Source organism: Stenotrophomonas maltophilia (genome assembly GCF_006974125.1).
GTDB classification, from domain to species: domain Bacteria; phylum Pseudomonadota; class Gammaproteobacteria; order Xanthomonadales; family Xanthomonadaceae; genus Stenotrophomonas; species Stenotrophomonas maltophilia_O.
Genome location: NZ_CP037858.1, coordinates 1,731,428 through 1,748,394, shown reverse-complemented (window position 1 = coordinate 1,748,394; position 16,967 = coordinate 1,731,428). Strand labels below are relative to the sequence as shown.

Annotated in this window: 15 protein-coding genes; 4 read left to right on the top strand and 11 right to left on the bottom strand. The window is 67.0% G+C overall.

The window, feature by feature from the left end:
- Positions 1-187 precede the first annotated feature (187 nt).
- Positions 188-3,049, top strand: a complete 2,862-nt coding sequence (locus EZ304_RS07930) for a TonB-dependent receptor plug domain-containing protein (RefSeq protein ID WP_142806746.1) — start codon at positions 188-190, stop codon at positions 3,047-3,049.
- 44 nt (positions 3,050-3,093) lie between these two features.
- On the opposite strand, the gene EZ304_RS07925 is transcribed toward EZ304_RS07930, so the two are convergent.
- The 4 genes from EZ304_RS07925 to EZ304_RS07910 form a co-directional block, all read right to left on the bottom strand.
- Positions 3,094-3,528 (bottom strand): hypothetical protein, encoded by a 435-nt coding sequence (locus EZ304_RS07925; RefSeq protein WP_142806745.1) that lies wholly within the window; start codon positions 3,526-3,528, stop codon positions 3,094-3,096.
- A 139-nt stretch (positions 3,529-3,667) separates the two neighbouring features.
- Positions 3,668-5,806: a ferric-rhodotorulic acid/ferric-coprogen receptor FhuE gene (fhuE, locus tag EZ304_RS07920; protein WP_142806744.1), complete on the bottom strand. Its 2,139-nt coding sequence runs from the start codon at positions 5,804-5,806 to the stop codon at positions 3,668-3,670.
- A 176-nt stretch (positions 5,807-5,982) separates the two neighbouring features.
- A complete protein-coding gene (locus EZ304_RS07915) occupies positions 5,983-6,534 on the bottom strand; it encodes a M23 family metallopeptidase (protein WP_142806743.1) in 552 nt (183 codons plus the stop codon).
- 77 nt (positions 6,535-6,611) lie between these two features.
- Positions 6,612-7,094: an Lrp/AsnC family transcriptional regulator gene (locus tag EZ304_RS07910; protein WP_142806742.1), complete on the bottom strand. Its 483-nt coding sequence runs from the start codon at positions 7,092-7,094 to the stop codon at positions 6,612-6,614.
- A gap of 72 nt (positions 7,095-7,166) precedes the next feature.
- On the opposite strand from EZ304_RS07910, the gene EZ304_RS07905 reads away from it, so the two are divergent.
- Positions 7,167-8,036, top strand: coding sequence for an EamA family transporter (locus EZ304_RS07905; protein ID WP_142806741.1), 870 nt, complete (start codon positions 7,167-7,169; stop codon positions 8,034-8,036).
- A gap of 68 nt (positions 8,037-8,104) precedes the next feature.
- Here the strand turns inward: EZ304_RS07905 and EZ304_RS07900 are convergent, their stop codons facing one another.
- The 4 genes from EZ304_RS07900 to EZ304_RS07885 all read right to left on the bottom strand — a co-directional run bounded on the left by EZ304_RS07900 (position 8,105) and on the right by EZ304_RS07885 (position 11,393).
- Positions 8,105-8,842, bottom strand: a complete 738-nt coding sequence (locus tag EZ304_RS07900; RefSeq protein ID WP_005419292.1) for an endonuclease/exonuclease/phosphatase family protein — start codon at positions 8,840-8,842, stop codon at positions 8,105-8,107.
- Positions 8,843-8,895: 53 nt separating this feature from the next.
- Positions 8,896-9,729: a thiol:disulfide interchange protein DsbA/DsbL gene (locus tag EZ304_RS07895; RefSeq protein ID WP_099551127.1), complete on the bottom strand. Its 834-nt coding sequence runs from the start codon at positions 9,727-9,729 to the stop codon at positions 8,896-8,898.
- A 106-nt stretch (positions 9,730-9,835) separates the two neighbouring features.
- Entirely contained in the window at positions 9,836-10,486 is a 651-nt protein-coding gene (locus EZ304_RS07890; protein WP_142806740.1) for a thiol:disulfide interchange protein DsbA/DsbL, read from the bottom strand.
- A gap of 106 nt (positions 10,487-10,592) precedes the next feature.
- Positions 10,593-11,393: a c-type cytochrome gene (locus EZ304_RS07885; RefSeq protein WP_099551129.1), complete on the bottom strand. Its 801-nt coding sequence runs from the start codon at positions 11,391-11,393 to the stop codon at positions 10,593-10,595.
- A 156-nt stretch (positions 11,394-11,549) separates the two neighbouring features.
- Between EZ304_RS07885 and yihA the strand changes: the two genes are divergently transcribed.
- The gene (yihA, locus tag EZ304_RS07880) at positions 11,550-12,152 is read left to right on the top strand and encodes a ribosome biogenesis GTP-binding protein YihA/YsxC (RefSeq protein ID WP_099551130.1); all 603 of its coding nucleotides are present in this window, start codon (positions 11,550-11,552) and stop codon (positions 12,150-12,152) included.
- Positions 12,153-12,229: 77 nt separating this feature from the next.
- Here yihA and EZ304_RS07875 read toward each other — a convergent pair whose 3' ends face one another.
- From EZ304_RS07875 to EZ304_RS07865, 3 genes are all read right to left on the bottom strand, one after another.
- A complete protein-coding gene (locus EZ304_RS07875; RefSeq protein WP_142806739.1) occupies positions 12,230-13,201 on the bottom strand; it encodes an MBL fold metallo-hydrolase in 972 nt (323 codons plus the stop codon).
- A 651-nt stretch (positions 13,202-13,852) separates the two neighbouring features.
- The gene (locus tag EZ304_RS07870; protein ID WP_142806738.1) at positions 13,853-14,677 is read right to left on the bottom strand and encodes a helix-turn-helix transcriptional regulator; all 825 of its coding nucleotides are present in this window, start codon (positions 14,675-14,677) and stop codon (positions 13,853-13,855) included.
- On the bottom strand, positions 14,674-15,378 hold the full coding sequence (locus EZ304_RS07865; protein WP_142806737.1) for a VIT1/CCC1 transporter family protein: 705 nt from the start codon (positions 15,376-15,378) through the stop codon (positions 14,674-14,676). Before EZ304_RS07865 ends, EZ304_RS07870 begins: the two co-directional genes overlap by 4 nt.
- A gap of 152 nt (positions 15,379-15,530) precedes the next feature.
- Between EZ304_RS07865 and EZ304_RS07860 the strand changes: the two genes are divergently transcribed.
- The gene (locus EZ304_RS07860; protein WP_126929544.1) at positions 15,531-16,895 is read left to right on the top strand and encodes a glutamate--cysteine ligase; all 1,365 of its coding nucleotides are present in this window, start codon (positions 15,531-15,533) and stop codon (positions 16,893-16,895) included.
- The last annotated feature ends 72 nt before the right edge of the window (positions 16,896-16,967 follow it).

The following is a 16,967-nucleotide window of genomic DNA, read 5'->3' as shown; positions in this document are numbered from 1 at the left end:
AACAGTACCGTCCGGTCTGAATATTCCGTTATCTGACGCAATCAGTCGTCAACTGCGTCAAATCCGCGTGAAAGAGTGTCGATCATCACGCCGTGGTTTTTACTGTTTGTTTACAAAGGAGACGCTGCCGCCATGCAGGGGGGAGCGCGGCAGTCCATGTCCCGACATTCCTTTGGAGAGAGAGCGAATGATTCACCTGCATCACCGCCCGTTGGCGGTTGCCGTCGCGCTGTGCGTGACGGCCCTGGCACCGTTGGGTGCCGCTGCGCAATCCACCACCAACCTCGATGCGGTGGAAGTCACCGGTACCCGCATCAAGCGCGCTGAAGTCGAAGGCCAGGTGCCGATCCAGACACTGACCCGTGGTGACATCGAGCGCACTGGCCTGACCTCGATCGGCGAGGTGCTGCAGCAGCTCACCGGTTCCGGCTCCGCGCTCAACGCCAAGTTCAACTCGTCCGGCAACTTCGGTTTCCCGCCCGATGGCAGCGGCGTGGGCGCCGGCTCGGCGCAGGTCGATCTGCGCCACCTGGGTGCCAAGCGCGTGCTGGTGCTGGTCGATGGCATCCGCTGGGTCAATGAGTCATCGGCGTCTGGCGTGGGCTCGGCTACCGACCTCAACACCATTCCGCTGGCCATCGTCGAGCGCATCGAGGTACTGGAGGACGGCGCGTCGTCGCTGTACGGCTCCGATGCCATCGCCGGTGTGGTCAACATCATCACCCGCCGCGATTTCGATGGCGGCCAGGTGACGCTGAACTACGGTGAGTACAGCAAGGGCGACGGCACGCAGAAGGGCGTGGACCTGGCCTGGGGCAAGAGCGGCGATCGCTTCAGCCTGTTCCTGGGCGCCAGCTGGACCAAGCAGGACCCGGTGTTCGCCAAGGACCGCGAGCAGTCGCGCTTCCCGATTCCCGGTACCGGCCTGGCGTTTGGCAGCGGTGGCATTCCGCAGGGCCGCTTCGCCTTCGTCGACCCGAACACCGGCGCGTCGCAGAACATCGTGCCCAACACCGGCGTGAGCAATCCGCGCTACGACGGCAGTGCCGGCTGCAACCGCACGGATGATTACCACTGCTTCACCACCGCCGATCGCTTCAACTTCGCCGAATACAACATGGTGCTGACGCCGTCGGAGCGCAAAGGCCTGTTCGGCCAGTTCCGCTTCGACATCACCGACAACGTGCAGTGGTACATCAAGGCGCTGGGCAACCGCCGCGAGTCGACCAACCAGGCCGGCCCCGAGCCGCTGTTCTTCGGCCCCGATGGCGCCACCGGCAATCCGCTGGCCGACAACATCGTGGTCTCGCGCCTGAACCCCTACAACCCGTTCGGCTTCGATCTGGTCTCCGGCGGCAACATGAGCCTGATCGGCCGGCGTCCGGTGGAAGGCGGTGCGCGCGTGTTCAAGCAGGAAGTGGACACCACCTACTTCGCCACCGGCCTGGTTGGTGACTTCCATGCCGCCGACCGCAGCTGGTACTGGGACGTCAACGGCATGTACAGCAAGAACAAGGCCGAACAGACCAACTACGGCAGCTATGACATCTACAAGGTGAACATGGCGCTGGGCGATCCGGCGGTGTGCGCCGCCACGGCCGGCTGCGTGCCATTGAACATCTTCGGTGGCGTCGGTTCGATCACCCCGGACATGCTGAAGTGGATCCAGCCGGTGGTGCGCGATCGCAGCCAGAACGAGCTGAGCCTGTTCACCGCCAACCTGTCCAGCGAGCTGTTCTCGCTGCCGGCCGGCCCGGTGTCCTTCGCCACCGGCTTCGAGTACCGCAAGTACAAGGGCTCCTACCAGCCCGATCCGTTGACGGTGATCGGCCACTACAACGGCGTGCCGTCACAGCCCACCTCCGGTTCCTACGACGTCAACGAGGCCTACCTGGAGTTGAGCGTGCCGATCTTCGCCGACTCCTCGTTCGGCAAGAAACTGGACCTGAGCCTGGCCGGTCGTTATTCGGACTACTCCACCTTCGGTGGCGAGTTCACGCCCAAGTACGGCCTGCGCTGGCAGGTGACCGATGACTTCGTGCTGCGCACCACCTACGCCGAGGGCTTCCGTGCACCGTCGATCGGTGAACTGTACGGCTCGGCCGCACGTGCCGACCTGCAGCTGTTCGATCCGTGCTCGGTGGGTCTGGGTGGTACGCCGCCACGTGGCAGCGCCGCCAACTGTGCCGCGCTGGGCGTGCCGGCCGGCTTCCAGCAGGCCAACTCGCAGATCTCGGTGACCACCGGCGGCAACCGCGAGCTGGACCCGGAACGTTCGCGCAGCTTCAGTGCTGGCTTCGTGTGGAGCCCGTGGTTCGGCAACAACGCCTCATGGTCGGAGCGCTTCGATGTGGAAGTGACCTTCTACCGCCACGCCATCGACGGTGCGATCCAGGCGATCAATGCACAGACCCAGCTGGACCTGTGCGTGGATACGCTGGACCCGATCTACTGCAACGGCATCACCCGCGCCAGCACCGGTGCGGTCAGCAGTTTCAACAACCGGCTGACCAACCTGGGCTCGATCAAGACCGATGGCTGGGACGTGGATCTGTTCTGGACGTTGCCGCAGACCTCCATCGGCCAGTTCAAGCTGGCGTGGAAGAACACCTTCGTCGGCCGTTACGAGGCTACGGGTGCGGCCGGGCAGAAGCAGCCGCAGAAGCCGGGCGTGGAAGTGGCCGACAGCTCGATTCCGGAGTGGACCAGCAACGCCAGCATCGGCTGGACGCTGGACCGCTGGAGCGCCAACTGGACGGTGCGGCATATCTCCGAGCTGACCGAGAACTGCGGCGATGCCGCGGCCTTCCCGGTGTGCAGCAACCAGGCTGCGGGCACCAACACGCTGTCGGCCACCACCTTCCATGACATGCAGGTGGGCTACAAGATCGACTGGATGAAGGGGCTGCAGCTGACGGCCGGCCTGAACAACGTGTTCGACAAGGATCCGCCGATCTGCCTGTCGTGCTCGTTGAACGGCTACGACGCTTCGACCTACGACATCCCGCGTGGCCGTTACTGGTACCTGCGCGCGGACCTGCGCTTCTGATGAAGGGCCGGTGCCGGGAATGTCCCGGCACCGGCCATCAGGGATCAATCAGGAGTGTCCTGTTCCGGATCGTCCTGCTCAAGGGCCGCGTGGCGGAAGGCCGTGCGCGCCCAACCCAGCCCGACCACGATCATCATCGGCCCGACCGCGAAGGCGGGCAGTGACGGGATGCGGAACTGCGACTGGCGCTCGATCAGCAGGTTGTACAGGATCCAGGCAACCAGCAGCAGGCCGATCCCCGCGCACAACAGTCCGAACAGCACCTGTGGAACGCCCATTGCCAGGCCCAGCGCGCGCTCGGTGCGGGTGGGGGCGGGGATGGCACGCAGTTCCCGGCCCAGATCGAACCAGAACAGGATCGCTGCGGGCAGGCCGATCAGCAGAAGCAGGATGAAGTAGCCATTGCCGGTGGCGACCATCAACGGCAGCGAAGAGAACAGGGCCACGAGCGAGAGACCGAGTTTCGTGCGGGTGCGCATGGCCGGTCGTCCTTGAGGGGGAAGGCGCGAGGTATCCGTGTGCGCGACGCTACACCTGCAAGGGCAGCGCGGCAACGGGGGCGCCGAGCGCCCCCGTTGTAGCCTCGAGCCGTGCTCGACTCCACAGAAGCCGGTTACATCAGAACGCCCAGGTGAACGTCAGCGAGCCGTTGCGGCCATCGCCGTACGCACCGTAGCCGGTGATCTGCGAGTAGTACTTCTTGTCCAGCAGGTTGTTGAGGTTGGCTTGCACGCTGAACTCCGGCGAGATGCGGTAGCGCACGAAGGCGCTGACCAGTGCGTAACCTTCCTGCTCGAAGCGGCCGACTACCGGTGCGGCGTAATAGATGCGGTTCTGCCAGTTGGCACCGCCACCGACAGTCAGTTCCTGCAGCGACTGCGGGGTGTAGCTGGTGAACAGCTTCAATGCGGTCTGCGGCAGGTTGGTGTTGATGTCGGCGCCGTTGATGTCCTTGGCCACATAGCGCGAAGCACCGAAGGTCGCGTTCCAGCCCGGTGCCAGTTCGCCGTTCACTTCGAATTCGAAGCCACGGCTGACGGTGCCGCGTGCGGCGATCGAGGCGAACTCACCCGGACGGCCGATGATCGGCTCGCTGGTGACCTGCGCGACGTTGTCCTGCTCGATGCGGAACACCGCCAGCGAGGCGTTCAGTCGGTTGTCGAACCAGGCACCCTTGACGCCCACCTCGTAGCTCTTGCCGTCGACCGGGTCGAGATAACGGTCGTTGCGGTCACGGGCGGTCTGCGGCTGGAAGATCTCGGTGTAGCTGGCGTACGCGGAGTAGGTGTCGTTGATGTCATACACCAGGCCGGCGTATGGGGTGGTCACCTTGTGTTCGCGGTCGTCGTTCTCGCCTTCGCTCTTCCAGTTGGTGTAGCGCGCACCGAGGATCAGCTTCAGCGGATCAGCCAGCGACAGACGGGTGGCGGCATAGCCGGCCTTCTGGGTGATGGTGCCCTGGCTGGCCAGCGCCAGCGGGTTCCAGTTCGGCTGGGCAATGTTGCCGGTCCAGTCGAGATAGGAGCTGAAGGGATTCCAGCCGGTGCCGGGGCCGCCCATCTGGAAATCACCGTAGTTGGCGAATTCGCGCTTGTTGTAGCTCAGGCCGGCCATGAACTGGTGCTCGCGGCCGAACAGCTGGAACGGGCCGTCGACGTAGCCATCGATGCCATCGACCTTGCGCTCGGTGTTGTAGAAGCCGGCCATCGGCGTGACGCCGGTGCCCGTGGCCTTGTCGAACGCGGTGTAGGACGGATAGAACAGCTTGTCGTCGGCCTTGGTGCGGTCATGGGTGGCGCCGATCCTGAACTTCCAGCCGTTGCTGAAGGCATGCTGCAGGGTGGCGAACGCACGCTTGCTGGTGGTGTCCCAGTAGGTCCAGTCCGGCGACGGATTGAACGAGGTCGGGTAATTCGTCGGGCTGCCATCGGCGTACCACATCGGGAATCCACCCCAGGTCGCACCATTGGCGCGCTTCTGCTGGTAGTCGTAGCCCACGCTCAACTGGGTGTCCGGGGTCAGGTCGGCGTCGATGACCGCATAGCCCAGCGTCTTGCGCTGGTTGTAGCGGTCCATCTGGCCGTCGGTGTCCAGGTAGCTGCCGATCACGCGGCCGCGCACGGTGCCGCTGGCGTTCAGCGCGCTGCCCACGTCAACGGTGGTGCGGGTACGGCCCCAGCTGCCGACGTTCACCGACACGCTGCCCGCCAGTTCGGCACTGTCGGCATGCTTGCGGATCAGGTTCACCGATGCGGACGGATTGCCGGCACCACTGAGCAGGCCGGTGGCACCACGCACCACTTCCACGCGGTCGTACAGCGCCAGGTCCAGGCCGGAATCACCATAGCTCCAGTTCTGCACCATCTGCGTGGGCAGGCCATCGAACTGGTAGGCATCGATGTAGAAGCCGCGCGCGTAGAACTCCGTGCGCTCGCTGTCGGACTGGGTGCTGGTCACGCCGGTGGTGTTGGCCAGCACGTCGATGATGTCGTCCAGGTTCTGATCTTCGATGCGCTGGTGGCTGATGATGCTGATCGACTGCGGGATCTCGCGCGGGGCCAGGTCGAAGCGGGTACCGGCCGAGGTGCGGCGCACCGAATAGCCTTCGGCGCGTTCACCCTTCACCACCACCTTGTCGAGGGTGGTCGGATCGGCGGCGGTTTCGGCGAAGGCGGCCGGGGCCACGGCGCAGAGAACGGCGAGCACGGCAACGGACAGCCGTTGCGGCTGCGGGGTACGGACGGCGGAACGGGTCATGGGGGTCCTGGGCGAGCACGCGCGATCAGCCGGCATCCAGGAGGCGAGGCGCTACGGGTAGGGAGAGGGCGGGCAGGCCGTCCTGGCGCTACCGGAAACGAAAGAAATGGTAATACGAACTATTCCTATTTACAAATCATGAACGAATCGACCCGGTGATCCGGCTGCGGGTTGGGTCAGCGCAGCAGCGGGAGTGGATCGCGCGCGCCGTCGGTGCCGTAGATGCCCCAGTGCAGGTGCGGCGGCGTGCCCTTGGCGTTGCCGCTGTCGCCGACGTGGCCGAGAAGGTCGCCAGCCTGGACCACCTGGCCACGCGCCAGGCCCTCGGCCCAGTCGTCCAGGTGGGCGTAGTAGTAGCGTTCGCGGGAGGGCCCGATCACCCAGACCTGGCGCCCGCCGAGCCCGCGTTCGCTGACATCCGCGATGACACCGGCCGTGGCGCTGCGCACCGGCGTGCCACGCCTGGCGAAGATGTCGATGCCAGCGTGCGAGCGGTCACGGCCGCGTGGTGCGCCGAAGGTATCGGCGATCTGCCTGGGCCTGATGCCTTCCACCGGCACCGGCAGCTCGGTGGCCGGCGGCATCCGCGAGAGTGCCCACAGCATCTTCGGTGCGGCCACCCACGGGCTGTTCCACAGCGTCATCGCCGCAACGAGGGCAATGGCCAGCCACAGGCCGCGCAGCATCCAGCGGCGCAGGCGGTGGGCGGGGGACGGCGTTGTGCTCATGGTTTTCGATTGTAGGGTCGAGCCATGCTCGACTGCTGTCGCCTTGCGGTCCCACAGCCGTCGAGCATGGCTCGACGCTACAGCACCGGCAGCAGCGGCACCTCGAAACTCCGCTTCAACGTCCCCAGTGCCACCGATGTGCGGAAGCGCTCGATGTTGTCATCGCCACCGAACAAGCGCTCGGTGATCGCCTCGTACTCATCCATCGACGCGGCCGAAAGCAGCAGCAGGAAATCGCCATCGCCGGTGATCGAGTAGCACTGCTGCACGGCGGGGTCCTCCTGCACGCGGCGCTTGAACGGCGCAACGCGTTCGCGCTGCTCGCTGACCACGCGCACCTCGACGATGATGGTCAGCGGTCGCCCGACCTTGGCGGCGGCGACCACTGCCACATTGGCCGCGATTACGCCGCTGTCCTGCAGTCGCTTGATGCGGCGTTGCACGGCCGGGGTGGACAAGTGCACGGCCTCGGCGATTTCGCGCTGCGGCAGGGTGTTGTCCCGCTGCAGCAGGTCGAGGATGGCGCGGTCGAAGCTGTCGAGCACGGGGGCGGTGGCCATGGCGAGCAGAAGTTGCACGAACAGGCTGTCAATTGAGCCAAGTGCTCGGCGCCGGCGCAATAGACTTCGCATATGCAGACCTCACGACTCGCGCCGATGTTGCCAGCGCTGGCGGTGCTCGGCTCGGTCACCTCGCTGGCCATCGGCACCTCCTACGCAAAACACCTGTTCCCACTGATCGGCGCCCAGGGCACCAGTGCGCTGCGCGTGGGCTTTTCAGCGCTGTTGCTGCTGCTGTTCTGGCGGCCATGGCGCTGGAAGACCAGCCGCGTGGATGCCATCACCATCCTGCGCTACGGGCTCACCCTGGGCCTGATGAACCTGCTGTTCTACATGGCCCTGCGCACGATTCCCTTCGGCATCGCGGTGGCCATCGAGTTCACCGGGCCGCTGACGGTGGCGATGCTGTCATCACGACGTCCGATCGATTTCCTCTGGGTGGGCTGCGCGGCGGTGGGGCTGCTGTTGCTGCTGCCGATCGGCGGCGGGCCGGCACTGGACCCGGCCGGTGTGCTGTACGCGATGGGCGCGGCGGCCTGCTGGGGCCTGTACATCGTGTTCGGCAAGCGTGCCGGTCATCTGCATGCCGGGCACTCGGTCTCGCTGGGGTTGCTGGCGGCGTCACTGGCGGTGGTGCCGGTGGGCGTGGTGCATGCCGGTGCCGCGCTGCTCGACCCGAAGATCCTGGCCGCCGGGCTGCTGGTGGCGCTGGTGTCCAGCGCGATCCCGATGTCACTGGAGATGATGGCGCTCAAGCGCCTGCCGAAGGAGACCTTCGGCATCCTGATCAGCATGGAACCGGCGGTGGCCGCGCTGTGGGCGATGCTGCTGCTGCACGAACACCTGCACGGGCTGCAGTGGCTGGCGATCGGCTGCACGGTGCTGGCCTCGGTGGGCAGCACGATGACGGCAAGGCGGTTGAAGGTACCGGCCGCCGCCTGAAAAAGGGGACGGAGGGGATTAAGTCGTTTATGCATAAACGACTTAATCCCCTCCGTCCCCTTTTGGGTTCAGCGCAGGGCGTCGGCCGGGACGTCGATCTGCATCGCCAGGGCGAGGTGATCGGAGAACGCGGCCGGTACGGCTTCCACAGTGCGGGTCTGCAGCCCGCTGCTGACCAGGATGTGGTCGATGGCGCGGTCCGGGCGCCAGCTGGGGAAGGTCGGCACGATGCAACCGGGCGGCTGCAGCCGTGTCTTCTGGTACAGCACCTGCATTTCCGGGCGCTCGGCCAGGCAGTTGAAGTCGCCCATCAGCACCGCGTTGGGGTGGTCGGACAACAGCTCGGCGATGAAGCCCAGCTGCGACATCCGCGAGCCCGCGCCCAGCGACAGATGCGCCACTGCCACCGCCAGACCATCAGCACCATCGCCGAACTTGGCCAGCAGCACGCCGCGCCCGCCGATGCGGCCGGGCAGGGCGTGGTCCTGCACTTCCACCGGTTCCAGCTTGCTCAGCAGCCCGTTGGCGCTGGAGGCGACCCCGCCCATGCGCCGGTTCGGCTGGTGGCTCCAGTAATTGAAGCCGGCGCGCTGGGCCAGGTAGTGGGTCTGGTTGGTGAAGCCCGAGCGCAGGCTGCCGGGGTCGGCCTCCTGCAGGCCGACGATGTCATGTTCGCGCGCCAGGGTGGCGATCGCGTCCAGGCTGCTGCGCTTGCGACCCGCCGGCAGCGCATGTGACCAGCTGCGGGTCACATAGTCGCTGTAGCGGCGGGTACTTGAGCCAGCCTGGATGTTGGCCGTCAGCAAGCGCAGGGTCCGTGTACGGGGGGAATTCACGGCCGGGAAACGCTTCTCTTGGATCAGTGGGCCTGGGCCGCACCGCGTTCGCGGGCGATCAGGTGGTCGGCGATGCGCAGCATGTCCGGGAAGCTCTTGCCCTTCACCAGGTACTTGCCGTTGACGATGATCGACGGGGTGCCGCTGATCTGGCTGCGCTGCGCGAACTGCTTGGCCGAGTTGGTCTTGGCATTCACCGCGAAGCTGCCCATGGTGGCGGCGAACTGCTTCGGATCCACGCCGTAGGCACCGTAGAACTTGGCGATGTCGTCCACCGAGTCACGGCCACGCTCGCCCTTCAGGGTCTTCTGCGAGTGGATGGCGGCGTAGAGCGCTTCGTGGGTCTTCTCCTGCACGCCGAGCGTCTGTGCGGCGTAGAAAGCACGGGCGTAGTCATCCCAGGTGCCGCCGAACATGGCCGGCACGTAGACGAAGTTCACATCGCTCGGCAGGCCGGCCTTCCACGGGCCAACCAGCGGCTGGAACGCGGCGCAGGCCGGGCAGACGTAGCCGAAGATCTCGGTCACTTCGATCTTGCCGGCGGCCGGCTGGAACGGCTGCCCGTTCGGGATCACCTGGTAGTCGGCGCCTTCCACCGGGGCCGGGCCGGTCAGCGCGGCGGTGGTCGGAGCCGGTGCGGCGGCAGCCGGCGCCGCTTCGGCCGGGGCCTTCTCGCCTTCGGCAGCCGCCGGAGCGGTGCCTTCGGTACCCGCGGCCGGAGCGGCCGGCTCGGTGGTTGCCGGAGCTGCCGCCGGTTCAGCCGGGGCAGCGGTGGTGTTGGTGCTGCCGTCGTCGGCCTTGCAGGCGGCCAGGATCGGCAGCAGCGCTGCGAGGGCGAGGGCGTAACGGATCTTCATGGAAACGTCTCCAGCATCTGGAAAGGTGGGGCCGGCGTCAGGCGCCGGCCAAGGGGAAATGATGACACGCGGCGGCGACAGCGCCGTGTCGGTGGTGGGTGTTGGTTCAGCGGCCGCGCGCTGCGCGGGCCTGGGCGATCAGCGCCGAGGCGATGCGCAGCTGGTCGTCGAAGCTGTTGCCGCGCACCAGGTACTGGCCATTGATGATGATGGCCGGGGTACCCGGCACCTTGGTGCGCTGGGCAAAGGCGCGGGCGGCATCGACCTTCTTCTGCACGGCGTCGCCGCGCAGGGCCTGCAGATAGCGGTCCGGGGTCACGCCATAGGCCTTGTAGAAGGTGGCGAGCTCATCGGCCGAGACGTTCTGCATCGGCAGCGAGCCATCCTGGTGCAGTGCCTTGAAGACCGCCGCGTGGCTGCGCTTGGCCACGCCGACTTCGTCGGCGGCGTAGTACGCCAGTGCCCAGGCGTCCCATGCACCACCGAAGGCGGCCGGGACCGGGGTGAAGCGCACGTCGGCCGGCAGCTTGGCCGCCCACGCCGCCAGCTGTGGCTCGAAGTGGGCGCAGTGCGGGCAGGTGTAGCCGAAGACCTCGACCACCTCGATCTTGCCGGCCAGCGGCTGGAACGGGCCCGGTTGGGCGATGCGCTCGTAGTCTTTGCCCTCGACCAGCGGGGCATTGGCGGGGGTAGCGGCGCAGGCTGCCAGCGGCAGCAGCACCAGCACGGACAACAGCAGGCGGAAAATCAACCTCATCGACACGCATCTCCGTTGAAAAAAGCAACGCCGGCGCGGTCGCCGGCGTGAAGGAAACATACCGCAGGCGCGGGCCGTGGTGGCGGCCCGGGCCGACCAGTGGCGGTCAGGGGGCGGCAGCCGGTTGTGCCGACGGTGTGGTAGTGGCCACATCGTCGGCCTTGTTGTGCAGGCCCTGCAGGTAGCTCGACAGCGCCTGCACCTCCTGCTCGCTCAGCTTCTGCGCGACCGTCGCCATGATCTGGAAGTGGGCCTTGTCGGTCTCGTTGGTCTGCCCGGCCTGGTACTCCTGCAGGCGGCGCGCGACATAGCTCGCGTGCTGACCGCCGATGTGCGGATAGGCCGGGCCCGGATTGCCGGCACCGCTGGGGCCGTGGCAGGCCATGCAGGCCGGCAGGCCGCGCTTGGCGTCGCCGCCGCGGTACAACTGCTGGCCGATCTCGTAGAACTTCATGCCCTTGTACGGGCCGTCCGTGACCGCCGTGTCGTCGGCGATACCGGCGGTGGCCTTCTGCGTGGCGAAGAACGCGCCGATATCGCGCATGTCCTGCGGCGTGAGGTTCTGCACGAACGGCACCATCGCCACCGCCGCGCCGGAACTGCGCTGGCCGTTGGCGATCAGGGCCATCTGCTGGGCCACGTAGCGTTCGCTCTGGCCGGCGATGGACGGATACATCTCGACCGTGGAATTGCCGTCGGCGCCGTGGCAGGCCGCACAGGCCGAAGCCTTGGTCTGGCCGGCCTTGGCATCGCCCCAATGGGTCTTGCTGAAGTCCACCTCCAGCGAGGCGGTGTTGATCGGCCCGTTGTCGGGCAGCGGGGTCAACGTGGTCTGCGCGAACGCAGCAGCGGCAACGACTACGGCAGTGGCAAGGGCGGATACGGCAAGAACGCGAGCGTGGCGCATGCTAAAGCTCCGTATGGACCGGGCCGGGCGGTGGCCGCCGGCATCGCCCGGATTATCAACGGCGTTTCCGCGCACGGTCAACGCAGCAGTGCAGCAAAATGCCCGCAACGGCCGCCGGCACGGGCGCGCGGCGCCGCAACATGCGATCCTAGGCACATGTCATTGCTCATCGAACGCGCCCGTTACCACCTTTCGGCCCACAACGTGCGGCAGCTGCCGCCCGATGAAGGGGCCGAAGTGGCCTTTGCCGGCCGCTCCAACGCCGGCAAGTCCAGTGCGCTCAACGCGCTGACCCGCCAGAACGCGCTGGCCCGTGTCTCCAAGACGCCCGGCCGCACCCAGCAGCTGGTGTTCTTCCAGATCACCCCGGAAGCCCATCTGGTCGACCTGCCCGGTTACGGCTACGCCAAGGTGCCGCTGGACCTGCAGGCGCACTGGCAGGCCTTCATCGACCGGTATTTCCGTACCCGCGAGGCCCTGAAGGGGCTGGTGGTGGTGATGGACATCCGCCACCCGCTGAAGGACTACGACCGGCAGATGCTGTCCTATGCCGTACAGCGCGGCATGCCGGCGCACGCCCTGCTGACCAAGGCCGACAAGCTCAGCCGCAGCCAGCAGATGCAGACCCTGCAGAAGGTACGCAAGGAACTGCATTCGGCCTATGGCGACAGCGTCAGCGTGCAGGTGTTCTCCGGCGAGGACCGCACCGGCGTGGACGAAGCCCGCGGCGTGATCGGCGGCTGGCTGGGCCTGGCGTAAGGCGTTTCCGGTCGCCCGGCTGGCAGCCGGGCGCTACCGACCCAATCGGGTGGGTGCCGACCTTGGTCGGCACACCCTCACAACGGCGAATACTCTGCCGGTACCCACGCATAGGCCTTGCCCTCGCCACGCACATGGCCCAGGCCGGGGAACGGCAGATGCGCACCGGCCACCCACCAGCCGTTGGCGGTGGCCTGCTGCAGCAGCCCGCGACGGCTGGCGATGGCCGCCCTTCGGTCCGAATCCGCCTCGAACGCCGCTTCCGGATGCGCGAACTGCACCGCATGGAAGTGCAGCACATCACCCCACACCAGCAGTGACTGGCCCTGGCTGTCGAACCGGTAGGAGACATGGCCGGGGGTGTGGCCATGGGTGTCCATCGCCACCGCGCCACCGGGCAGGGCATCGCCAGGGCTGAAGGTGCGCAGGTGGCCGCTGGCCTGGTACGGCGCCACCGCGTTGCGTGCCAGCGGGAAGGCGAAGCGCACGCCCTTCGGCGCGGTGGCTTCGCTGGCCGGGTTGAGCCAGTAATCGGCATCGGCCTTGGACAGCCACACCGTGGCATTCGGATAGGCCGGTTTGCCCTGCGCGTCGAGTACGCCGCACAGATGGTCCGGATGGGCGTGGGTCAGCAGCACCTCGTCCACCTCGGCCGGGTCCACGCCGGAGGCGCGCAGATTGCCCAGCACCTGGCCCAGGCCGGGGCCGAAGCACTGCGCGGTACCGGTATCGACCAGGGTCAGATGGTTGCCCTGGCGCACCAGGAAGGCGTTGATCGCGGTCTGCAGGCCCTTCTTGTCTTCGGGCACGTAGCGGCCTTCCAGCAGGCGGCTGACCAGTGTCGGCGGCACGTCCACCACTTCCTGCCGGCCCAGCGCGACCACGCCGTCGAACAGGGCGGTGACCTGCAGTGCACCGATGCGCTGGTGATAGACACCAGGCACCTGCTGGGTGGGGGCGGGCGAAGTGGCCTCGGCCAGCGCGGCCAGTGGCAGGGACGACAGGGCCAGCAGCAGGGCGCCGCGCAGCGGCAGGTAACGCAGGGTCATGGTGGTTCTCGGTGGACGACGGGCGGTTCCGTTGCCGCATAGCGTGCCGTGGCCGATGTGCGCGCGGCGCTCAAACCACTACGCCGAATGCTCAGGGAAGGGGTGTTGTCTGCAGGGCTGCGCCCTGCACCCGCAGAGGCAACGGCAACAGCCGAAGCAACAGCAACAGCGGGAGCGGGCTGTCCGTGGGATGGCGGGGTGGGTCCGCTTGCGGGAGACGCCGTAAACCCGTCCCTGGGGGCTTGGCCGCGGCATCCATGCCGCGGACACTCCCGCAACCGGACCCACCCCGCCTTCGACAGTTGGCCGCGATCTGTTGGAAATGCTCTTGGGGTCAGATCCGCTTTCCGTAGGAAAACGGATCTGACCCCAGAAATTCATTCGATCTCTGACAGATGTGTCGACCAAGGTCGACACCTACCAACAGCCGCGAAGATCTGTCAGAGGTGGGGCGGTGTGGGTGGGCAGGACCGTTGGCGCCATGGATGGCGCCATCGAGCCCCCAGGGAAGGGTTTACGGCGTGTCCTGCCCACCCACACCGCCCCGCCATCCCACGGATAGCCCGCTGTTGCTGTTGCTGTTGCTTCGGCTGTTGCCGTTGCCGTTGCCGTTGCCTCTGCGGGTGCAGGGCGCAGCCCTGCCGAACACTCTCAGATGTCTGTGGGAGCCAGTCCGTACTGCTCGGCGAAGCGCTTGCTGAAACTCGCCGCAGACCGGTAGCCTGCGCGCGCTGCCACGGTCTTCAGCGGCAGGTCGGTGGTGTAGAGCAGCTGCATGCCATGCGCCAGCCGCGCCTCGGTGAGCAGCTGGCGCAGGCTGGTGTCCTCGGCAGCGAGACGACGGCGCAGGGTTGCTCCGCTCAGTGCGAACTGCTCTTCCACATCGCGTGATTGCCAATCGCGGGCCGGTTCGGCGGCGATGCGGTCGCGGATCTGTTCGCCCAGGCTCGGCGCCTGCGGCAGCAGAAGATTGCCGTGGCCCTGCCGGCACAGGGTCAGCACCAGCGAGGTCAGGGCCAATCGTGCTTCACTGTAACGGCCGTCCTGCAGCGATTGCCGCCACTGGCGCAGCACTGTGCCATGGTCGATCAACGGCAGTCGCGCCATCGCCTGGCCCGGGGCGGGAAGCTCCTCGCTCCACAGCGTGCGTGCGGCTGCCAGCACTTCGGCACACAGCGGCACGATGGCGCTGAGGTAACGGCCGCTGCGTGGGTCGGGGCTGTTGACCACATCGATGCGGCAACGCTGGGTCAGCAGCAGGATATCGCCGGGAACGAACTCCAGAGACTGGTGTGCGGTACGCACCTGCTTGCGGCCTTCCAGCAGGATCGCGAACTGCGGTTGCGGAATCTCCACCGAGCTGGCGCCATGCTCGCGACGGGCGGTGATGCACGCATAACCTTCGGCGCGTGCGCAGCCGGCCAGGCTGGCCATCTCGGCCAGCAGTGCGGTGGCCGGGGGCAGCATGGCGGTCATATCACGTGTGCGCCGAGCAGGCGACCGACACCGGCGGCGGCGGCCATCGCCAACGCGCCCCAGAACATCACCCGGATCGCGCCGCGTACCGGCGGTGCGCCGCCGGCCTGGGCCGCCATCGCGCCGGTCAGGCACAGGCCGAGCAGGGTGCTGGCGGTGGTCATCATCGCGACCTTGTCGACCGGTGCGAGCAGCGCGGTCAGCACCGGCAGTGCCGCACCGCAGGTGAAGGCGCCGGCCGAGGCCAGCGCTGCCTGCAGAGGGCGGGCGCGCAGGGTATCGGTGATGCCCAGCTCGTCGCGGGCGTGGGCGCCCAGTGCGTCGTGGGCGGTGAGCTGTTCGGCCACCTGCCGTGCCAGCGCCGGCTCCAGGCCACGGTGGCGGTAGATCGCAGCCAGCTCTTCCAGCTCGCTGTGAGGATCTTCGTGCAGTTCGCGCTTTTCCATCGCCAGGTCGGCGTCTTCGGTGTCGGCCTGGGTCTGCACCGAGACATACTCGCCGGCAGCCATCGACATCGCGCCGGCCACGGTGCCCGCCACGCCGGTGGCCAGGATGGTCGCAGCCGAGGCGCCGCTGGCAGCCACGCCGACCACCAGGCCTGCCACCGAGACGATGCCGTCGTTGGCGCCCAGCACGGCGGCGCGCAGCCAGCCGACGCGCTCGGAGCGGTGCAGTTCGGGGTGTCGTGAATGGCGGCTCATGACCTTGAGTGTACGAGGGTCAAGAGGGCGTCGGTAGGATGCTGAAACCCGTCACCGTCGCATGACGCAACGGGGTGCCACGCTATAGTGCGCCCTTGCGATGGAAGGCCCCGGGCCCCACATCCCCTGCCACTGTCCAGCGAGCCTTCCCCTTGTCGAGCCCCAGTCACGTCGCCGATACCCCCATTACCGACCGCTCGCAGCTGGTGGAGGTGATCGCCTCCGGCGAAAAGCCCCGCGCGCAGTGGCGCATTGGTACCGAGCACGAGAAGTTCGGATTCCGCCTGGATGACCTGCGGCCGCCGACCTTCGAGGGCGAGCGTGGCATCGAAGCGCTGCTCAACGGCCTGGTCCGCTTCGGCTGGGAGCCGGTGCAGGAGAACGGCAACACCATCGCCCTGCTGCGCGATGGGGCCTCGGTGACGCTGGAACCGGCCGGTCAGTTGGAACTGTCCGGAGCGGCGCTGGAGACCATCCACCAGACCTGCGTGGAGACTGGCACCCACCTCAATGAAGTGGCGCAGGTGGCCGGCGAACTGCAGCTGGGTTTCCTCGGCATGGGCTTCCAGCCGAAGTGGAAGCGCGATGAGATGCCGTGGATGCCGAAGGGCCGCTACAAGATCATGCGCTCGTACATGCCCAAGGTCGGCTCGCTCGGCCTGGACATGATGACCCGCACCTGCACGGTGCAGGTGAACCTGGACTACGCCACCGAAGCGGACATGGTGAAGAAGTTCCGCGTATCGCTGGCACTGCAGCCGATCGCCACCGCGCTGTTCGCCGATTCGCCGTTCACCGAAGGCAAGCCGAACGGCTACCTGAGCTACCGCTCGCACATCTGGACCGACACCGATGCTGACCGCACCGGCATGCTCGACTTCGTGTTCGAGGATGGCTTCGGTTACGAGCGCTATGTCGATTACCTGCTCGATGTGCCGATGTATTTCTCCTACCGCGATGGCATCTACCACGATGCCAGCGGGCAGAGCTTCCGCGATTTCATGCAGGCCAAGCTGCCGGTGCTGCCGGGTGCGCTGCCGACGCTGCGCGACTGGTCGGACCACATGACCACCGCGTTCCCGGAAGTGCGTTTGAAGAAGTACCTGGAAATGCGCGGCGCCGACGGCGGCCCGTGGAGCCGCCTGTGTGCGCTGCCGGCGTTCTGGGTGGGCCTGCTGTACGACGACACCGCGCTGGATGCCGCCTGGGACCTGGTGCGTGATTTCACCCTGGCCGAGCGCCATGCACTGCGCGACGGCGTGCCGAAGCATGCGATGAATCTGCCGTTCCGCACTGGCAGCGTGCGCGACCTGGCCCGCGAGGCCGTGAAGATTTCCGTCGAAGGCCTCAAGCGCCGCGCGGCGCGCAATGCCGACGGCCAGGACGAGAGCAAGTTCCTGGACGTGCTGCAGGAGATCGTCGAGTCCGGCCTGACCCCGGCCGAGCGCAAGCTGGCGCTGTTCCATGGCCGCTGGCACGGCGACGTCGATCCGGTGTTCCGCGAGTTCGCGTACTGAGTGGATTGTTCTGGACGCCGGGCATGGCCTGGCGTTACCGATGAGGGCTGCGTGCCGGGTCATGCCCGGCGT